Annotated in this window: 15 protein-coding genes; 11 read left to right on the forward strand and 4 right to left on the reverse strand. The window is 66.4% G+C overall.

Annotated features, from left to right (window positions below; genetic code table 11):
* Positions 1 to 40: 40 nt before the first annotated feature.
* Both VJ673_RS03770 and glpK read right to left on the reverse strand, forming a co-directional pair.
* Positions 41 to 1,606, reverse strand: a complete 1,566-nt coding sequence (locus VJ673_RS03770) for a glycerol-3-phosphate dehydrogenase/oxidase (protein WP_324124696.1) — start codon at positions 1,604 to 1,606, stop codon at positions 41 to 43.
* Positions 1,603 to 3,093: a glycerol kinase GlpK gene (gene glpK / locus VJ673_RS03775; protein WP_324124697.1), complete on the reverse strand. Its 1,491-nt coding sequence runs from the start codon at positions 3,091 to 3,093 to the stop codon at positions 1,603 to 1,605. Before glpK ends, VJ673_RS03770 begins: the two co-directional genes overlap by 4 nt.
* A 174-nt stretch (positions 3,094 to 3,267) precedes the next feature.
* Between glpK and VJ673_RS03780 the strand changes: the two genes are divergently transcribed.
* Genes VJ673_RS03780 through VJ673_RS03790 form a run of 3 tightly spaced genes read left to right on the forward strand, consistent with a single transcriptional unit; the run spans position 3,268 to position 5,438 of the window.
* Positions 3,268 to 4,155, forward strand: a complete 888-nt coding sequence (locus VJ673_RS03780; RefSeq protein ID WP_324124698.1) for a DMT family transporter — start codon at positions 3,268 to 3,270, stop codon at positions 4,153 to 4,155.
* 60 nt (positions 4,156 to 4,215) lie between these two features.
* A complete protein-coding gene (locus tag VJ673_RS03785; RefSeq protein ID WP_324124699.1) occupies positions 4,216 to 4,578 on the forward strand; it encodes a SpoIIAA family protein in 363 nt (120 codons plus the stop codon).
* Positions 4,575 to 5,438 (forward strand): sulfurtransferase, encoded by an 864-nt coding sequence (locus VJ673_RS03790; protein WP_324124700.1) that lies wholly within the window; start codon positions 4,575 to 4,577, stop codon positions 5,436 to 5,438. The genes VJ673_RS03785 and VJ673_RS03790 overlap by 4 nt, the downstream gene beginning before the upstream one ends.
* Positions 5,439 to 5,456: 18 nt before the next feature.
* Here VJ673_RS03790 and murI read toward each other — a convergent pair whose 3' ends face one another.
* Positions 5,457 to 6,260 carry a glutamate racemase gene (gene murI, locus VJ673_RS03795; protein WP_324124701.1) on the reverse strand — a complete coding sequence of 268 codons (804 nt, stop codon included), beginning with the start codon at positions 6,258 to 6,260 and terminating at the stop codon, positions 5,457 to 5,459.
* A 56-nt stretch (positions 6,261 to 6,316) separates the two neighbouring features.
* Positions 6,317 to 7,384 (reverse strand): tRNA epoxyqueuosine(34) reductase QueG, encoded by a 1,068-nt coding sequence (gene queG / locus VJ673_RS03800; protein ID WP_324124702.1) that lies wholly within the window; start codon positions 7,382 to 7,384, stop codon positions 6,317 to 6,319.
* 12 nt (positions 7,385 to 7,396) lie between these two features.
* Here queG and tsaE point away from each other — a divergent pair, with 12 nt between their 5' ends.
* The 8 genes from tsaE to VJ673_RS03840 all read left to right on the forward strand — a co-directional run bounded on the left by tsaE (position 7,397) and on the right by VJ673_RS03840 (position 16,354).
* Complete coding sequence (tsaE, locus tag VJ673_RS03805; protein ID WP_324124703.1) at positions 7,397 to 7,912, forward strand: tRNA (adenosine(37)-N6)-threonylcarbamoyltransferase complex ATPase subunit type 1 TsaE; 516 nt, start codon at positions 7,397 to 7,399, stop codon at positions 7,910 to 7,912.
* Positions 7,867 to 9,240, forward strand: coding sequence for an N-acetylmuramoyl-L-alanine amidase (locus tag VJ673_RS03810; protein WP_324124704.1), 1,374 nt, complete (start codon positions 7,867 to 7,869; stop codon positions 9,238 to 9,240). Before tsaE ends, VJ673_RS03810 begins: the two co-directional genes overlap by 46 nt.
* Before the next feature lie 74 nt (positions 9,241 to 9,314).
* Positions 9,315 to 10,253, forward strand: a complete 939-nt coding sequence (locus VJ673_RS03815) for a bifunctional riboflavin kinase/FAD synthetase (RefSeq protein WP_324124705.1) — start codon at positions 9,315 to 9,317, stop codon at positions 10,251 to 10,253.
* A 14-nt stretch (positions 10,254 to 10,267) separates the two neighbouring features.
* Positions 10,268 to 13,090, forward strand: a complete 2,823-nt coding sequence (gene ileS, locus VJ673_RS03820) for an isoleucine--tRNA ligase (RefSeq protein WP_324124706.1) — start codon at positions 10,268 to 10,270, stop codon at positions 13,088 to 13,090.
* Positions 13,083 to 13,625: a signal peptidase II gene (gene lspA / locus VJ673_RS03825; protein ID WP_324124707.1), complete on the forward strand. Its 543-nt coding sequence runs from the start codon at positions 13,083 to 13,085 to the stop codon at positions 13,623 to 13,625. Before ileS ends, lspA begins: the two co-directional genes overlap by 8 nt.
* The gene (locus tag VJ673_RS03830; RefSeq protein ID WP_324124708.1) at positions 13,622 to 14,050 is read left to right on the forward strand and encodes an FKBP-type peptidyl-prolyl cis-trans isomerase; all 429 of its coding nucleotides are present in this window, start codon (positions 13,622 to 13,624) and stop codon (positions 14,048 to 14,050) included. Before lspA ends, VJ673_RS03830 begins: the two co-directional genes overlap by 4 nt.
* A gap of 39 nt (positions 14,051 to 14,089) precedes the next feature.
* Positions 14,090 to 15,025 carry a 4-hydroxy-3-methylbut-2-enyl diphosphate reductase gene (gene ispH, locus VJ673_RS03835; RefSeq protein ID WP_324124709.1) on the forward strand — a complete coding sequence of 312 codons (936 nt, stop codon included), beginning with the start codon at positions 14,090 to 14,092 and terminating at the stop codon, positions 15,023 to 15,025.
* 180 nt (positions 15,026 to 15,205) lie between these two features.
* Positions 15,206 to 16,354 carry an efflux RND transporter periplasmic adaptor subunit gene (locus tag VJ673_RS03840; RefSeq protein ID WP_324124710.1) on the forward strand — a complete coding sequence of 383 codons (1,149 nt, stop codon included), beginning with the start codon at positions 15,206 to 15,208 and terminating at the stop codon, positions 16,352 to 16,354.
* Positions 16,355 to 16,356: the final 2 nt, after the last annotated feature.

A 16,356-nucleotide genomic window follows, 5' to 3' on the forward strand; every position in this document is an offset into this window, starting at 1 on the left:
TCGTTATTGTTTTTGACCGTCCCAGGGCAGGCCCGGACGGCTACAAGCGCATGTATTGTGCGGCAAGATCCGAGAAACGTCCGATCTCGGCAGAGCACCAGTCTGCATCGCGCCCGAGCTCCTCGGCAAGGATGCGCGCCACCTCCGGCGCCGCCGTCGCAGCAGCCCTGGCATCGAGGAACAGCGCGCGATGCCGACGGGCGAGCACATCCTCGACACTGCGCGCGAGCTCTGCCCGTGCAGCGTAGCGGATTTCGGCCTCCGTCAGCGCAAAGCTCGGGGACACGGCACGGGTCGCGCCGGGCAGGCTGTCGACGTCCGCGCGAGCCGTGCCATAGACATCCTGGGATGCGCTCGACCGCTCGGTCGGCGCCCCATGCAGTCGAAGACTCGCGCTTGCGCCGCTTCGCCATGGGAGCCTTCCGACCGACTGCGCCGTGTCGACCGCCTCCTCGGCCATCCGGCGATAAGTGGTCCACTTTCCTCCCGTGATCGTCACCAGCCCACCGGGCGACACTTCGATGCAATGCTCGCGCGACAGCGACCGCGTGGCCGAACTGTCGCCCGCACCGATCAAGGGGCGCAGGCCGACGAACACGCTGCGCACGTCCTCCCGCGACGGCGCGCGCACGAGATAAGGAGCCGCCGTCGCGAGGATGAAATCGATCTCGCCCACGAGCGGCTCGGGCTCCAGCGGCAGATCCTTGCGTGGAGAATCCGTCGTGCCGATCAGCACCTTGCCGCACCACGGAATCACGAACAGCACGCGGCCGTCCGCCGTCTCGGGCACCAGCAGCGCGTCCGTGCCGGGCAGGAAATCGCGGTCGACGACGAGATGCACGCCCTGGCTCGGCTTGAGCATCGCTGACACGTATGGTCGCTCGAAGCGCCGTACGGAATCCGCCCACACACCCGTGGCGTTGATGATGGTGCGTGCCGCGACGCGGAAGCTCTCCCCGCTCTCAGCATCATGCGCGAGCACGCCGCGCACGCGTCCGTCCTCTTGCACCAGGCCATCGACGGGCAGGTAGTTGAGCGCGAGTCCGCCCAGATCGAGATGCGTGCGCATCAGCGCGATGGCGAGACGCGCGTCGTCGAACTGCGCATCCCAATAGGCGATGCCGCCGCGCAATCCGACGGGGTTCACCGTCGGCAGGGCGACGACCGTGCTCGCCGCATCGAGCACGCGGCTGTGCCCGATGCCGTGACCGCCCGCCAGCAGGTCGTAGAAGGTCAGTCCGGCGCCGAATTTCGGGATGTCGAGCCAGTGGTACGCGGGCACGACGAAGCGCAAGGGATGGACGAGATGCGGCGCGTTCGCCAGCAGCCGCGAACGCTCCGCCAGCGCCTCGTGCACGAGCGGCAGATTGCCCTGGGCGAGATAACGAACGCCGCCGTGGATCAGCTTGGTCGCCCGCGAACTCGTACCCTTGGCGAAATCATGCGCCTCGAGCAACAGCGTCCGATAGCCGCGTGCGCTCGCATCGACCGCGCAGCCGAGCCCGGTTGCACCGCCGCCGATGACTACCACATCCCACACGCCGGTCGCGCGCAGGCGGCCAAGCAAGGCCGAACGCGACAACGGGCCGTCGGCGGTCGCCGTCATGCCGTCGCCCAGCCTCGGGCCCGCTCGACCGCTCGATGCCATTGGACCAGTGCGGCCTCCCGCGCATCGGCCGACATCGCCGGCTCGAAACGCCGCTCGACCTGCCAATGCGCTGCAAGATCGCCCGTTCCCGACCACATGCCGACACCCAATCCCGCGAGATAAGCCGCCCCCAGCGCCGTCGTCTCCAGCATCCGCGGCCGCACCACGGGCACGCCGAGCAGATCCGCCTGCATCTGCATCAGGAGATCGTTCGCCGCCGCGCCTCCGTCGACACGCAGCTCCGTCAGCGGCCCTGCCCCGTCACGCCCCATCGCCTCGACGAGATCGACGGTCTGCAACGCGATGGCTTCGAGCGCCGCCCGCGCGATATGGGCCGGACCGCTGCCGCGCGTCAGGCCCATCAAGCTACCCCGCGCATAGGCATCCCAATACGGCGCACCGAGACCGGTAAAGGCCGGCACCAGCACCACGCCGCCGCTGTCCGGCACGCTCGCCGCAAGCGCCCCGATCTCCGACGACTGCCGGATCAGCCCAAAGTTGTCGCGCAGCCACTGCACCACGGCGCCGCCCATGAAGATGCTGCCTTCGAGCGCATAGGTCACGCCGGCGGCATCCCGCCATCCGACGGTGCTGAGCAGGCGATTCTGCGACGTGACGATCTGCTCCCCGGTATTCATCAGCAGGAAGCAGCCCGTGCCATAGGTATTCTTCGCCATCCCCGGCGAGAAGCACGCCTGCCCGAAAGTCGCCGCCTGCTGGTCCCCCGCGATGCCGGCGATCGGGACCGCAGCGCCGAGCACCGACGGCGCGCTCGTCCCGCACACGCCGCTACTATCGACGACGCGGGGCAACAGAGCCCGCGGGATGTCGAAGAGCACCAGCAAGCTGTCATCCCAGTCGAGCGAATGGATATTGAAAAGCATCGTTCGCGCCGCGTTGCCCGGATCGGTCACATGCAACGCGCCGCCGCTCAGATGCCACACGAGCCAGCTGTCGACGGTGCCGAACGCGAGCTCACCCGCCTCGGCGCGCGCCCGCGCGTTCGGCAGATGATCGAGCAGCCATGCGAGCTTGGTGGCCGAGAAATAGGCATCCAGTTCGAGTCCCGTGCGCTCGCGGATCACATCCGCGTGGCCGGATTCCCGCAGCCGATCGCACATGCCGGCGGTGCGCCGATCCTGCCAGACGATCGCCGGCGCCAGCGCCTGCCCGGTCCTGCGGTCCCAAAGCAGCGTCGTCTCGCGTTGATTCGTGATGCCGATGCCTGCGAGATCCTTCGCCGCGATGCCCGCGTCCGCGAGCGCCTGGCGTGCGCAGTCGAACTGCGTGCCCAGGATTTCCTGCGGATCATGTTCGACCCAGCCCGGCTGCGGGAAATGCTGCGTGAAGGGCTGCTGCGCGACGCCCCGGACCTGGCCGTCGCCGTCGAACACCATCGCCCGCGAACTTGTCGTCCCCTGATCAAGCGCCAGCAGATAGCCCATCGCATCCCCCTCCGGCATGACGTGCGCACAAGACTACCGCGCCGAACCCCGCCTGACCATCCTGTGGCCGAAACGGCAGCCGCCCGATCTGCGATCGATGACAGAGGCGAACCTGTCGCGCAAGCGCCGGCGGTGTGATTCAATGTCGTTTTTGCCGCGCCGCAACAAGCCGCCATGCAATCCCTCTGGATGATCGTCGCCAGCGTCCTCTTCGCCTGCATGGGCGTCTGCGTCAAACTCGGCGGCAGCACGTTCTCGACCGGAGAACTGGTCTTCTACCGCGGCTTTGTCGGCCTGATCATCATTGCGGCGCTTGCCCGCAGCCAGCGCGTTCCCCTCTATACGCCGAAGTGGCGGCTGCAATTGACGCGCTCGCTCTCGGGCACGGCGGCACTGATGGCCTATTTCTACGCGATCCGCGCCCTGCCGCTCGCGACCGCCGTCACGCTCAACTACACCTCGCCGATCATCGTGGCGCTGCTCCTCGCGCTGTGGTTCCGCGAACGGCTGCGCCCGGCGGTCGTCGGATCGGTGCTGCTCGGCTTCGCGGGCGTCGTCCTGCTCCTCAAGCCGACGCTCCAGTCCGATCAATGGACCGGTGCGGCCGCGGGGCTCGGCTCCGCGCTGCTCGCCAGCGTCGCCTATATCAGCGTGCGCGAACTCGGCCGCGCGGGCGAACCCGAACTGCGAACAGTTTTCTGGTTCTCGAGCGTCACGACACTGCTCGGAATCCCCTGGGCGCTATCCGGCGATCTTCAGGCCATCGACCTCAAGGGCGCGGCGACGCTGATCGGCGTCGGCCTTTTCGGCGGCATAGCGCAGCTCGCGATGACGCGCGCCTACCGTCTGGGCAAGACCATCGTCGCGGCGAACCTCGCCTACAGCACCGTGATCTTCTCCAGCCTCTTCGGCGTGCTGCTGTGGAACGAAGTCCTGCCGGTCGACGCCTGGGCCGCGGTGGTGCTCATCATCGCCAGCGGCGCGGCCGTCTCGCTCGCGTCGCGGCAACCCGCCCGCCCTCCCATCGGAGCCCCGCTGCCGCAAGCCGGGCGTGGCGATTGAACCCGCCCCCGGCCAGGACTATAGTAGTTCGCAAGATCCCGTCGCCATCCGGAGGACGTCATGATCACCACCGACCACCGCGCCAATCTCGTCACCGTAGCCGTATTCGGTGAATTCACGCTTCCCGACTACAAGGAATTCGAGGAACTGGTCAATTACAAGATCAAGTTCGAAGGCCCGGTCAATCTGCTGATCGACCTGCGCGAAATGGCGGGCTTCACGCTCGACGTCGCATGGGAAGAGATCAAGTTCTCGCGCCAGCACGCGCACGACTTCGGCCGCATCGCCGTGCTCACCGAAGACCAATGGATGACCTGGAGCGCATGGATATCGCAGCTTTTCGTCGATGCCGAAGTGCTCGTCTTCCACGATGAAGCCGAGGCCCGAGCCTGGCTCGAAGCCGAAGAGGAAACCGCGCGGTGACCGCTGCAGCCTCCTACGCCACCCTGATCGGTGCGCACGAACTCGCCCAGCACCTCGACGACCAGGACTGGGTGATCGTCGACTGCCGGCACGATCTCGCGAACCGGGATTTTGGCCGCGATGCCTACGCGCGCGGCCATCTTCCGGGAGCCCGCATCCTGCACCTCGACGAGGACCTTTCCGGACCGATGACGGGCCGCAATGGCCGTCATCCGCTGCCCGATCCCGCGCGACTGGCACAGCGCCTGGGCGAAGTCGGCATCGGCAACCACACGCAAGTCGTCGCTTACGACGACGCCAGCGGGATGTTCGCCGCACGCCTATGGTGGTTGATGCGCTGGATGGGGCACCGCCGCGTCGCGGTACTCGACGGTGGACTGGTTGCATGGTGCGAAGCCGCCCAGGCGCTCACGCAATACCTGCCGCCGGAACGTCCGCAGACGTTTGTGCCGGCGCTGCAGACGAGCTACGTGGACGCCGCCTACGTCCTCGACCACCTCGGCAAACCGGAGATGATGCTCGTCGACGCCCGCAGCCCGGACCGCTACCGCGGCGAGAACGAAACCCTCGACCCGGTCGGGGGTCACATTCCGGGCGCGATCAACCGCTTCTTCCGCGACAACCTCGGCAGTCACGGCCGCTTCAAGCAGGCCTCCGTGCTACGGGAGGAATTCGGCGCCCTGCTGAAAGGCCACGACGCCCGCCGCGTGGTGCATCAATGCGGTTCGGGCGTGACCGCCTGCCACAACCTGCTCGCGATGGAATCGGCCGGTCTCACGGGCTCGCGGCTCTATGCCGGCTCATGGAGCGAATGGTGCGCCGACGAGTCGCGCCCGATCGCGACCGGTTCGGAACGCTGAACGGCTACCGCTCGAGCCTTACCACTCCACCTTTTCAACGGCCCCAAGCGAGCGGCCGAGAAAGCGTTCGCCGATCGTCTGGAAACGCAGCGGGACGTCGGTGACGACGAAGCGGTAAGGTGCGGGCGCCGCCTGCCGGCTCGCAATGCCCAGTTCGTGCAACTTCGCCGCGGCGAGTTCAGCCGTCGTGATCGCCGAGTCGACCAACCGGACACCCGGCCCGACGACCTCGCGCAGGAGCGGCTTCAACAAGGGGTAATGGGTGCAGCCCAACACCAGGCTGCCGACCTCCTCGGCCAGTACCGGCTTCAGATATTCCTGCGCGGTCAGGCGTGTGACCGGATGATCGAGCCACCCCTCCTCGACGAGCGGGACGAAGAGCGGACAGGCCTGCGAGTACACACGCACACCGGGGTCCAGCTCATGGATCCGGCGCGCATAGGCATTGCTGTTGATCGTCGTCGGCGTGCCGATCACCCCTACGCCGCGCCCGCCCGCCTCGGCCACCGCCGCACGCGCACCGGCTTCGATCACGTCGAGCACTGGGATGTCGCCGGCGCGATGCCGCACGACGTCCACCGCGACTGCCGCCATCGTGTTGCACGCGACGATCAGCATTTTCACGTCCTGCTGCAACAGGAAATCGGTGATCTGCGCCGTGTAATGCTCGATCGTCCCGACCGACTTGATGCCGTAGGGCACGCGCGCCGTATCGCCGAAATAGACGATCCTTTCGAGCGGCAGGCGTTCCATCAGGGCCCGGACGACGGTCAGGCCGCCGATGCCGGAGTCGAAAACGCCAATGGGGCGAGAGAAATCCACGAAAGAACCCGAGTCAATGAAGCGCGATCGCGCAAGCCTTCGATTCTAGCCGAAGCTCACGCCGCTGGTATGCCATGCTGCGCGAGTGCCCAAGCGACGTGCTCGCGGACGATTGGCGACGGATCGTCGGCACGCGCCTGTAATGCCGCCAGCACCTCGGGCGAAGTCGGCGCATTGCCCAAAGCTACGGCCAAGTTCCGCAACCAGCGCTCGTAGCCGACGCGGTAGATCGCGCTGCCGGCCATGCGCTCCATGAACTCCGGTTCGGTCCAGGTCATCAGTTCCGCCAGGCCCGCCCGATCCAGGCCATGCCGAGGTTGGAAATCCGCCTCCCGACCCAGACGGGCAAAACGGTTCCAGGGGCACGCCAGCTGGCAGTCGTCGCAGCCGTAGATGCGATTGCCGATCAGGGGCCGCAACTCCTCGGGGATCGCGTCCTTCAGCTCGATCGTCAGATAGGAAATGCAGCGCCGCGCATCCACGCGGTAGGGCGCGACGATCGCACCGGTCGGACAGGCATCAATGCAGGCATGACAGGTCCCGCAGTGCGGCTCGACGGGCGCGGATACCGGCAAGGGCAGATCGGTGAAGATCTCGCCGAGGAAAAAATACGAGCCCGCCTTGCGATCGAGCAGCAGCGTGTGCTTGCCCCGCCAGCCTAGCCCCGATCGGCTCGCGAGCTCCACTTCCAGCACCGGCGCGGAATCGACGAACACGCGAAACCCGTGTGGAGCGGCGGCAGCCATGCGCTCGGCGAGCTTCTGCAAGCGATTGCGCATCAGCTTGTGATAGTCGCGCCCCAACGCGTAACGCGATACGTAAGCACGGTTTGCGTCGCCGAGCGCCTTGCCCGCCTCCGCCGCATCAGGCCAATAGTTCATGCGCGCGCTGACGACCCGCAGGGTTCCCGGCACCAATTCTGCGGGACGCGCCCGCTTCATGCCGTGCCGCGCCATATAATCCATCTCGCCGTGAAACCCGTCCGCGAGCCAGGCCGCAAGCCCGGGCTCGGCGCTTGCGAGATCGACGTCCGCGACCGCCACGGCATCGAACCCCAGTTCGCTGGCCCAGATACCGATCTGCGCGACGAGTCCGTGCAGCGACGCGCTGTCCTCAGCGCCCAACGAGACTTCCTGATGATTCAGATTCTTCACCCTGCAGATGATACCGGTAGCCCCCTCGCCGCGCATCTCAGTGACGAGGCCGACACCGAAACGGCCGGCGCGGCGCTCGCCGCAACCCTGCATGCGGGCCTCGTCATCTACCTGCGCGGCGACCTCGGCACTGGCAAAACGACGCTCGTGCGAGGTGCCTTGCGCGCACTCGGCCACACCGGAAAGGTCAAAAGCCCCACATACACCTTGATTGAACCTTACGTTGTTTCTAGATTAAACTTATATCACTTTGATTTTTATCGCTTCGCAGTCCCAGAGGAATATCTGGAAGCAGGGCTGGACGAGTATTTCGCCGGAAATGGCGTGTGTTTGGTGGAATGGCCGGACAAGGCCGCACCCTACATCGCCGCGCCGGATCTCGAAGTACGACTCACCGTATCCGGCCCGGGCCGGCGCATGGAAGCACTGGCACTGACGGAGGCAGGACGGACATGCATAAGCAAACTGCATTCGGGACTGAACAGCCCGCCCCAGTAACCGCTCGTTCCGGCATCTCCCGCCGCGAGCTGCTGAAATTCGCCGGCGCCAGCCTGACCCTGCTCGTCAGCCCGGTCGGCATGGCAGCGACCACCGTGCTCGGCGTACGCGTATGGCCCGCAGCCGAATACACCCGCATCACGATCGAAGGCACGACCCCGCTCAAATTCACCCACATGCTGGTGAAGGACCCGGACCGCCTCGTCGTCGACCTCGAAGGCGTCGAATTCGACAGCGTACTGCAGTCGCTGCCCTCCAAGGTCCTCGAATCCGACCCCTACATCAAGCTGATCCGCGCGGGCCGCAACCGCCCCGGCGTCGTGCGTCTGGTCGTCGAACTGAAGGCGGAGATCAACCCGCAGGTGTTCCCGCTCGCCCCGGTCGCGAACTACGGCCACCGCCTCGTGCTCGACCTCTATCCGACGACCCCGGTCGACCCGCTGCTCGCGCTGATCCAGAAATCGTCGCCGCTCGATGCCGCCGCGGGCCAGCCCAACCCCGAACCGGGCAACGCCGCCGCGCAAGCCCCGAACCCGCAACCGCCGACGACGACCGCCCGCCAGGACCCACCGCCCGAACAGCGCAACACGCCCGCGCGCGGCAATCGCCCCGCGGCGAACCGCCTCATCACGATCGCGCTCGACCCCGGCCACGGCGGCGAAGACCCTGGAGCCGTCGGCTCACGCGGCAGCTTCGAAAAGCACGTAACACTGTCGATCGCGCGCCGGCTCAAGCAGCGCATCGACAACGAACCAAACATGCGCGCGATGCTGACACGTGACGGTGACTATTTCGTCCCGCTGCAGCAACGCGTCTCCCGCGCCCGCCGTGTCGAAGCCCACCTCTTCGTCTCGATCCACGCGGATGCCTTCGTGCGCCCCGACGCACGCGGCAGCTCGGTCTTCGTGCTGTCCGAGAGCGGCGCGTCGAGCTCGGCCGCACGCATGCTCGCGCAGAAGGAAAACGAGGCCGACCTCATCGGCGGCATCAACCTCGCGAAGCAGGACGGCCACCTCGCGCGCACCCTGCTCGACCTGTCGCAGACCGCGACGATCAACGACAGCCTCAAGCTCGGCAAGGCCGTGCTGAACGAACTGGGCGACATCAACACGCTGCACAAGGGCCAGGTCGAACAAGCTGGCTTCGCCGTGCTCAAGGCGCCGGACATCCCGTCGATCCTCGTCGAGACCGCCTTCATCAGCAATCCCGAGGAAGAGCAGCGGCTCAACGACGAGGCTTATCAGGACAAGATGGCTGATGCGATCCTGCGCGGCCTGCGCCGCTACTTCCGCGACACGCCGCCCGCGGGTCGCAACAAGGTCGCATAAGGGCTTCGATCCGCCGCCCGCACGCGCCAAGAGCCGCCTGTTGCCGTTATAATTACGGCTTTTTTCAGGCGGTTATGCAGGTCTTTCGCGGGATTCCCGAGCACGCCGCACAGGCCTCGGTGCTCACTATCGGCAATTTCGACGGCGTGCACCGTGGCCATCAGGCGCTGCTCAAGTTGCTCACCGATACCGCGCGCGCGCGTCAGTTGCCCGCCGTGGTGCTCACGTTCGAGCCCCATCCGCGCGAATATTTCTCGCCTGCCGACGCCCCTGCCCGCCTCGCCTCGCTGCGTGAAAAGCTTCTGCTGCTCGCCGCGAGCGGCGTCGATCGCGTCCACGTCTGCCGTTTCGACGCTCGCTTCGCGGCGCTCACGGCCGACCAATTCATCGACGGCATCCTCGTGCGCGGCCTCGATGTACGCCATCTAATCATCGGCGACGACTTCCGCTTCGGCGCACGTCGCCTGGGTGACTTCGCGATGCTGCAGGCGCGCGGCCCCGCCGCCGGCTTCAACGTCGAAGCGATGCACACCCTAGACATCGGCGGCGAACGCGCCTCCAGTTCCGCGGTGCGCGAGGCGCTCGCAGAAGGCGACCTCGAACACGCCGCACGCCTCCTCGGTCGCCCCTACAGCATCGCCGGCCGCGTCGTGCGCGGCGACCAGATCGGCCGCAAGCTCGGCTTTCCGACCGCCAACATCCAGATGAAGCACCGCAAGCCGGCGCTCGCCGGCGTCTTCGCGGTGAGCGTCGAAGGGCTCGGCGATGCGCCCGTTGCCGGCGTCGCCAACATCGGCGTGCGCCCCTCGGTGACGAGCGCCGGCAAGCCGACCCTCGAAGTCAACCTCTTCGACTGGAACCGCGACTGCTACGACGCCCACCTGCGCGTGCATTTCCTCAAGAAACTGCGCGACGAGACGAAGTTCGCCTCGCTCGACGCGCTCAAAGCCCAAATCGCCAAGGACGCGGTCGATGCCCGCGCCTGGTTCGCCAACAATCCGATTCGCCCCTGAGGCCCGAACCCACCATGGCTGACTACCGCAAGACCCTGAACCTGCCCGACACCCCCTTCCCGATGCGTGGCGACCTCGCCAAGCGGGAGCCGGGCTGGATCGCCGCATGGCAGCAGAAGAAGCTGTATCAGAAGATCCGCAAGGCCGCGGCCGGCCGCCCGAAGTTCATCCTGCACGACGGCCCCCCGTACGCCAACGGCGACATCCATATCGGTCACGCGGTCAACAAGATCCTCAAGGACATCATCGTCCGCTCCAAGACGATGGCGGGCTTCGACGCACCCTACGTCCCCGGCTGGGACTGCCATGGCCTGCCGATCGAGCACCAGATCGAGAAGCAGCACGGCAAGCACCTGCCCGCCGACCGCGCGCGCGAACTGTGCCGCGAATACGCCGGCGAACAGATCGAACGCCAGAAGAAAGACTTCATCCGCCTCGGCGTGCTCGGCGACTGGGACAACCCCTACCGCACGATGCAGTTCTCGAACGAAGCGGACGAGATCCGCGCACTCGGCGAGATGTACCGCAAGGGCTTCCTCTTCAAGGGCCTGAAGCCCGTGAACTGGTGCTTCGACTGCGGCTCGGCGCTCGCCGAAGCGGAAGTCGAATACCAGGACAAGAAGTCGCCGGCGGTCGACGTCGGCTTCCAGCTCGCCAATGAAGAGCGCGCCAAGCTCGCGCGCGCCTTCGGGCTCGACGCGCTGCCCGAGCAGCCGGTCTACATCGTGATCTGGACCACGACCCCCTGGACGATCCCGTCGAACCAGGCGCTCAACGTCCATCCCGAACTGATGTACGAACTGGTCGAGACCCCCAAGGGCCTCGTGATCCTCGCCGCCGAACTGCGCGCGTCCGCCCTCGAACGCTATAAGCTCGAAGGCCGCGTCCTCGCCGCCGCGCGAGGTGTCGCGCTCGACCGGATCCAGTTCCGCCACCCCTTCTACGACCGCGTCTCGCCGATCTTCCTCGGCGACTACGTTGCGGCCGATGCCGGTACCGGCATCGTCCATAGCGCCCCCGCCTATGGTCTCGACGACTTCAACTCGTGCACGCGCTACGGCATGCGCAACGACGAGATCCTGAACCCGGTGCAAGGCGACGGCGTGTTCCACGAAAGCCTGCCCTTCTTCGGCGGCCTGTCAGTGTGGGATGCCAACCCGAAGATCGTCGAGAAGCTCGCCGAAGTCGGCGCGCTGTTCGCCTCAGGCAACATCACCCACAGCTACATGCACTGTTGGCGCCACAAGACGCCGGTGATCTATCGGGCGACGACCCAGTGGTTCGTCGGCATGGACCGCCTGCCCGGCCGCGACGCGGTCGAACCGGGCGCGCCGACGCTGCGCGAACTCGCACTCAAGGCCATCGACGAGACCCAGTTCTTCCCGTCCTGGGGCAAGGCGCGTCTGCACTCGATGATCGCAAACCGTCCCGACTGGTGCGTATCGCGCCAGCGCAACTGGGGCGTGCCGATCCCGCTCTTCCTGAACAAGGAAACCGGCGAGCCGCATCCGAAGAGCCTCGAACTCCTTGAAGAAGTCGCGCAGCGCGTCGAGAAGGAAGGCATCGACGCCTGGTTCAAGCTCGACGCCGCCGAACTCCTCGGGGACGAAGCCGCCCAGTACGACAAGATGCGCGACACGCTCGACGTGTGGTTCGACTCCGGCACCACGCACTGGACCGTGCTGCGCGGCTCGCACGCCGACGTCAGCCGCTGGCCGGCTGACCTCTACCTCGAAGGCTCGGACCAGCACCGCGGCTGGTTCCATTCGTCGCTGCTGACCGGCTGCGCTGTCGACGGCCGCGCGCCCTACGACGGCCTGCTCACCCACGGCTTCGTCGTCGACGGTCAGGGCAAGAAGATGTCGAAGTCGAAAGGCAACGTCGTCGCACCGCAGGAAGTCTCCGACAAGCTCGGCGCCGAAATCCTGCGCCTGTGGGTCGCCGCGACCGATTACTCGGGCGAACTGACGATCTCGAAGGAGATCCTCGACCGCGTCGTCGAAGTCTACCGGCGCCTGCGCAATACGCTGCGCTTCCTGCTCGCCAACACCGCCGACTTCGACATCGAGAAGAACGGCGTGCCGGTCGGCGAATGGCTCGACATCGACCGCTACGCGCTCGAACTCACGCGTCGACTGCAGGACCAGGTCACTGCTGATTACTCGCGCTATGAGTTCCACAAGATCGTGCAGGCGCTGCAGAACTTCGCCGCCGAAGATCTGGGTGCCTTCTATCTCGACATCCTGAAGGACCGCCTGTACACGACCCAGGCCGACTCGCTGGCGCGTCGCGCCGCGCAGACCGCGCTGTGGCACATCACGCAGGCGATCACGCGCATGATGGCGCCGATCCTGAGCTTCACCGCCGAGGAAATCTGGCAGATCGTCGGCGGCGGCGACGCCGACGACAGCGTGATGCTGCACACCTGGCACACGCTGCCCGAAGCCCCGGTGACGACCGAAAGCACCGCCCGCTGGGACCTGATCCGCGAGTCGCGCGCCCAAGTCCAGAAGGTGCTCGAAGGCCTCCGTACCGAAGGCAAGATCGGCTCCTCGCTGCAAGCTGAAGTGACCGTCCGCGCAAGCGGCGCGCGCTACGACGCGCTCGCGAGTCTCGGCGAAGACCTGCGCTTCGTACTGATCACCTCGCGCGCCGAACTCGTTCGCGTCGCCGACGAAGCGGCCGAGGGTGTCGACGCAGCGCCCTCGTCGCACGCCAAGTGCGGCCGTTGCTGGCACTTCCGTGAGGACGTCGGCAGCCATGCCGATCATCCGGAACTGTGCGGCCGCTGCCACGGCAACCTGACCGGCGCCGGAGAAAGCCGTACTCATGCTTGATTCCGTCAATGCCCCGCGCGGCACGCGCGGCGGCATTCCGCTGACGCGCCGCTTCTACGGATGGCTGGAACTTGCTGCGCTCGTGATCGGACTGGACCAACTCACCAAGTGGCTAATCCTGTCGCGTTTCGGGCTCGGGGAAAGCCTGCCCGTGACGGACTTCTTCAGTCTCGTGCTCGTCTACAACCAGGGCGCTGCCTTCAGCTTCCTCGCTGATCATTCCGGCTGGCAGCGCTGGTTCTTCATCGCGCTCGCGCTCGGCATCAGCGGCTGGCTCGCCACGATGGTGCGCCGGCACCAGCACGAAGTCGTCCTCCCGCTCGCCTTCAGCCTGATCATCGGCGGTGCGCTCGGCAACGTCATCGACCGCTTCGTGCACGGGGCGGTCGTCGATTTCCTGTTCTTCCACGTCGGCCGTTACGGCTGGCCGGCGTTCAATCTGGCCGACTCGGCGATCACCCTCGGCGTCGGCCTGATGCTGTGGGCGCAGTTCCGCGCCGCTCGTACCACCCCTAGCCCGGAGAATCCTTCGTGACGCAATCCGTCCAACCCAACAGCCTGGTTACGCTGCACTATCGCATTGCCCTCGAAAACGGCCAGCCGCTCATCAGCACTTTCGAAGGCACGCCCGCCACGCTGCAACTGGGTGCCGGCGAACTGCTGCCGAGCCTTGAGCGCATGCTTGCCGGCCTGCCTGTCGGCACGCGCCAGGAATTCACGCTTGCGCCCGAAGAAGCTTTCGGCCCCTACAATCCGGACCTCGTCGAACACGTCAAGCGCGAACATATGCCGGACGAAGAGATCGAAGCGATGACGATCATGGAATTCGGTGCTCCCGACGGCACCCGCTACTCCGGCCTCGTGCGCGAGATCAACGACGCCTTCGCGGTCGTCGACTTCAACCACCCGCTCGCCGGCAAAACGATCCGCTTCGAAGTGGACATCATCGGCGTCGTCTAAGTATCAGCTTGATCGGCCCCAACCCCAACGGAGCCCCGCATGACCTCCAACGAAATCCTGCTCGCCAACCCGCGCGGCTTCTGCGCCGGCGTCGAGCGCGCGATCGAGATTGTCGAGCGCGCGCTCGAGCGCTTCGGCGCCCCGATCTACGTGCGCCACGAAGTGGTCCATAACAAGTTCGTCGTCGAAGGGCTGCGCGCAAAAGGCGCAGTCTTCGTCGAGGAACTCGACGAGGTTCCCGCCGGCAGCACCGTGATCTTCAGCGCCCACGGCGTGCCCCAGACGGTGCGCACCGAAGCCGAAAAGCGCGGCCTGCGCGTCTTCGACGCGACCTGCCCGCTCGTCACGAAAGTGCACATCGAAGTCGCCCGCATGCGAGAACAGGGCCGCGAGATCGTCATGATCGGCCACAAGGGCCACCCCGAAGTCGAAGGCACGATGGGCCAGGTGAAGGACGGCATCCACCTCGTCGAAAAGGTCGAGGACGTCGCGGCCCTCGATGTCGCCGATCCCGACCAGCTTGCCTACGTCACCCAGACGACGCTTTCCGTCGACGACGCAGCGGCCCTCGTCACCGCGCTACGCGCGCGCTTCCCGAACATCATCGGCCCAAAGAAGGACGACATCTGCTATGCGACTCAGAATCGTCAGGACGCCGTGAAATTCATGACGCCGCAGGTTGACGTCGTATTCGTCGTCGGCTCGCGTAACAGCTCGAACTCCAACCGCCTGCGCGAAGTCGCCGAACTGCGCGGCGTACCGGCCTACCTCATCGACAACGCCGACGGCATCGAGCCGGCAATGCTCGAAGGCCGCAAGCGTATCGGCGTCACGGCCGGCGCCTCGGCCCCGGAAGTGCTCGTCGACGCGGTCATCGACCGCCTGAAGCAGCTCAGCAGCGGCTCGGTCCGCACGCTCGACGGCGTCCCCGAGCGCGTGACCTTCCCGCTGCCGAAGGAACTTCAGCAAGGCTGAAAGCACTCCGGACGTCGATTTTTGACACGCCGGTTGCCAACGTCGGCGGAAGCAGGCTAAATATTCCAGAAAGGTCCCGCGCACGCGCGGGGCCGAGCAGGCGCTTCCATGTGAGGCATTCCGGACCCGGAGTGCCTCGTCTGAATCCAGTCTTGACGCACGAGGCTGCCCTTTGCTGCCATGAAACGTACACATCCGGACTGGTTTGCGATCCTCACTTCCCTCGCTACCGTCGCAGCCCTCGTCGGCTGTGACAGGCAGAGCGCGCCGCCGTCGACAGCCGACGCAGCGCCCGCCGAGGCAAGCCGCCCCGCGCTTACGGTGCAGGTGATCACACCGAAGCCGGTGTCGTGGCAGCAGACCCTCACCGCAAGCGGCAATATTGCTCCGTGGCAGGAGACGGTCATCGGCAGCGAGATCGGCGGGATCCGCATCGCGGAGGTCAGGGCCAATGTCGGCGACACGGTGCGCAAGGGTCAGGTGCTCGTCGTGCTCGCCGATGACGTCATCCAGGCCGACCTCGCCCAGGCGCGTGCAGGACTCCAGGAAGCGCGGGCGATGTATGCGGAGGCCCAGGCCAACGCTGACCGCGCCCGCCGCTTCAAACCGACCGGCATGATGAGCGAACAGCAGGTCACGCAATACCTGACGATGGAACAGACGGCGCGCTCGCGCATCGACCTCGCTGCCGCACGCGTCAAGCTCGCCGAGGTCCGGCTCAGCCAAGCCCGCATTCTTGCACCCGACGACGGCATCATCTCGGCACGCGCCGCCGCGGTCGGAACGGTGCCCCAGGCCGGTCAGGAACTCTTCCGTCTCATCCTGCGCAGCCGTCTCGAGTGGCGTGCCGAGCTGACGGCCGACGATTTCGCGCAGGTCAGGCCCGGCGACGTCGCGCGACTCACGATCCCGGGCAGCACGAAGGTCACGGGCAAGGTGCGCAGCGTCGCCCCCGCCGTCGACCCCGTCAGCCGTAATGGGATCGCCTACGTCGACCTGCCCGCTTCCGAAGCGAAAGCGGGCATGTTCGCGACAGGGGAAATCGTCCCTGCGACTTCGAAAAAGGAATCGCATCTGAGCCTCCCGCAATCGGCCGTCATGCTCCGCGAAGGCTTCTCCTTCGTCTTCCGTGTCGGGCCGGATGGCCGTGTCGCGCAGGTAAGGGTCGCCACCGGCCGCCGTCAGCAGGACCGCGTCGAGATTCTCTCCGGGATCGAGGCCAGCGACCGCGTCGTCGAGAGCGGAGGCGGCTTCCTGAACGACGGCGACCTGGTGGAGATTGCTCCGGCTGCGCCGGCCGCCCCGGCTCCCGCGGCCAAAAAGAGTTGAGG

It is taken from the genome of Aromatoleum sp. (assembly GCF_035254505.1).
GTDB lineage: Bacteria > Pseudomonadota > Gammaproteobacteria > Burkholderiales > Rhodocyclaceae > Aromatoleum.

Bases quoted from the DNA above. Each gene is read 5' to 3' on its own strand.
- VJ673_RS03770 (WP_324124696.1), bottom strand. From the start codon at position 1,606: ATGACGGCGACCGCCGACGGCCCGTTGTCGCGTTCGGCCTTGCTTGGC.
- glpK (WP_324124697.1), bottom strand. From the start codon at position 3,093: ATGGGCTATCTGCTGGCGCTTGATCAGGGGACGACAAGTTCGCGGGCG.
- VJ673_RS03780 (WP_324124698.1), top strand. From the start codon at position 3,268: ATGCAATCCCTCTGGATGATCGTCGCCAGCGTCCTCTTCGCCTGCATG.
- VJ673_RS03785 (WP_324124699.1), top strand. From the start codon at position 4,216: ATGATCACCACCGACCACCGCGCCAATCTCGTCACCGTAGCCGTATTC.
- tsaE (WP_324124703.1), top strand. From the start codon at position 7,397: ATGATTCAGATTCTTCACCCTGCAGATGATACCGGTAGCCCCCTCGCC.
- VJ673_RS03810 (WP_324124704.1), top strand. From the start codon at position 7,867: ATGCATAAGCAAACTGCATTCGGGACTGAACAGCCCGCCCCAGTAACC.
- VJ673_RS03815 (WP_324124705.1), top strand. From the start codon at position 9,315: ATGCAGGTCTTTCGCGGGATTCCCGAGCACGCCGCACAGGCCTCGGTG.
- ileS (WP_324124706.1), top strand. From the start codon at position 10,268: ATGGCTGACTACCGCAAGACCCTGAACCTGCCCGACACCCCCTTCCCG.
- lspA (WP_324124707.1), top strand. From the start codon at position 13,083: ATGCTTGATTCCGTCAATGCCCCGCGCGGCACGCGCGGCGGCATTCCG.
- ispH (WP_324124709.1), top strand. From the start codon at position 14,090: ATGACCTCCAACGAAATCCTGCTCGCCAACCCGCGCGGCTTCTGCGCC.
- VJ673_RS03840 (WP_324124710.1), top strand. From the start codon at position 15,206: ATGAAACGTACACATCCGGACTGGTTTGCGATCCTCACTTCCCTCGCT.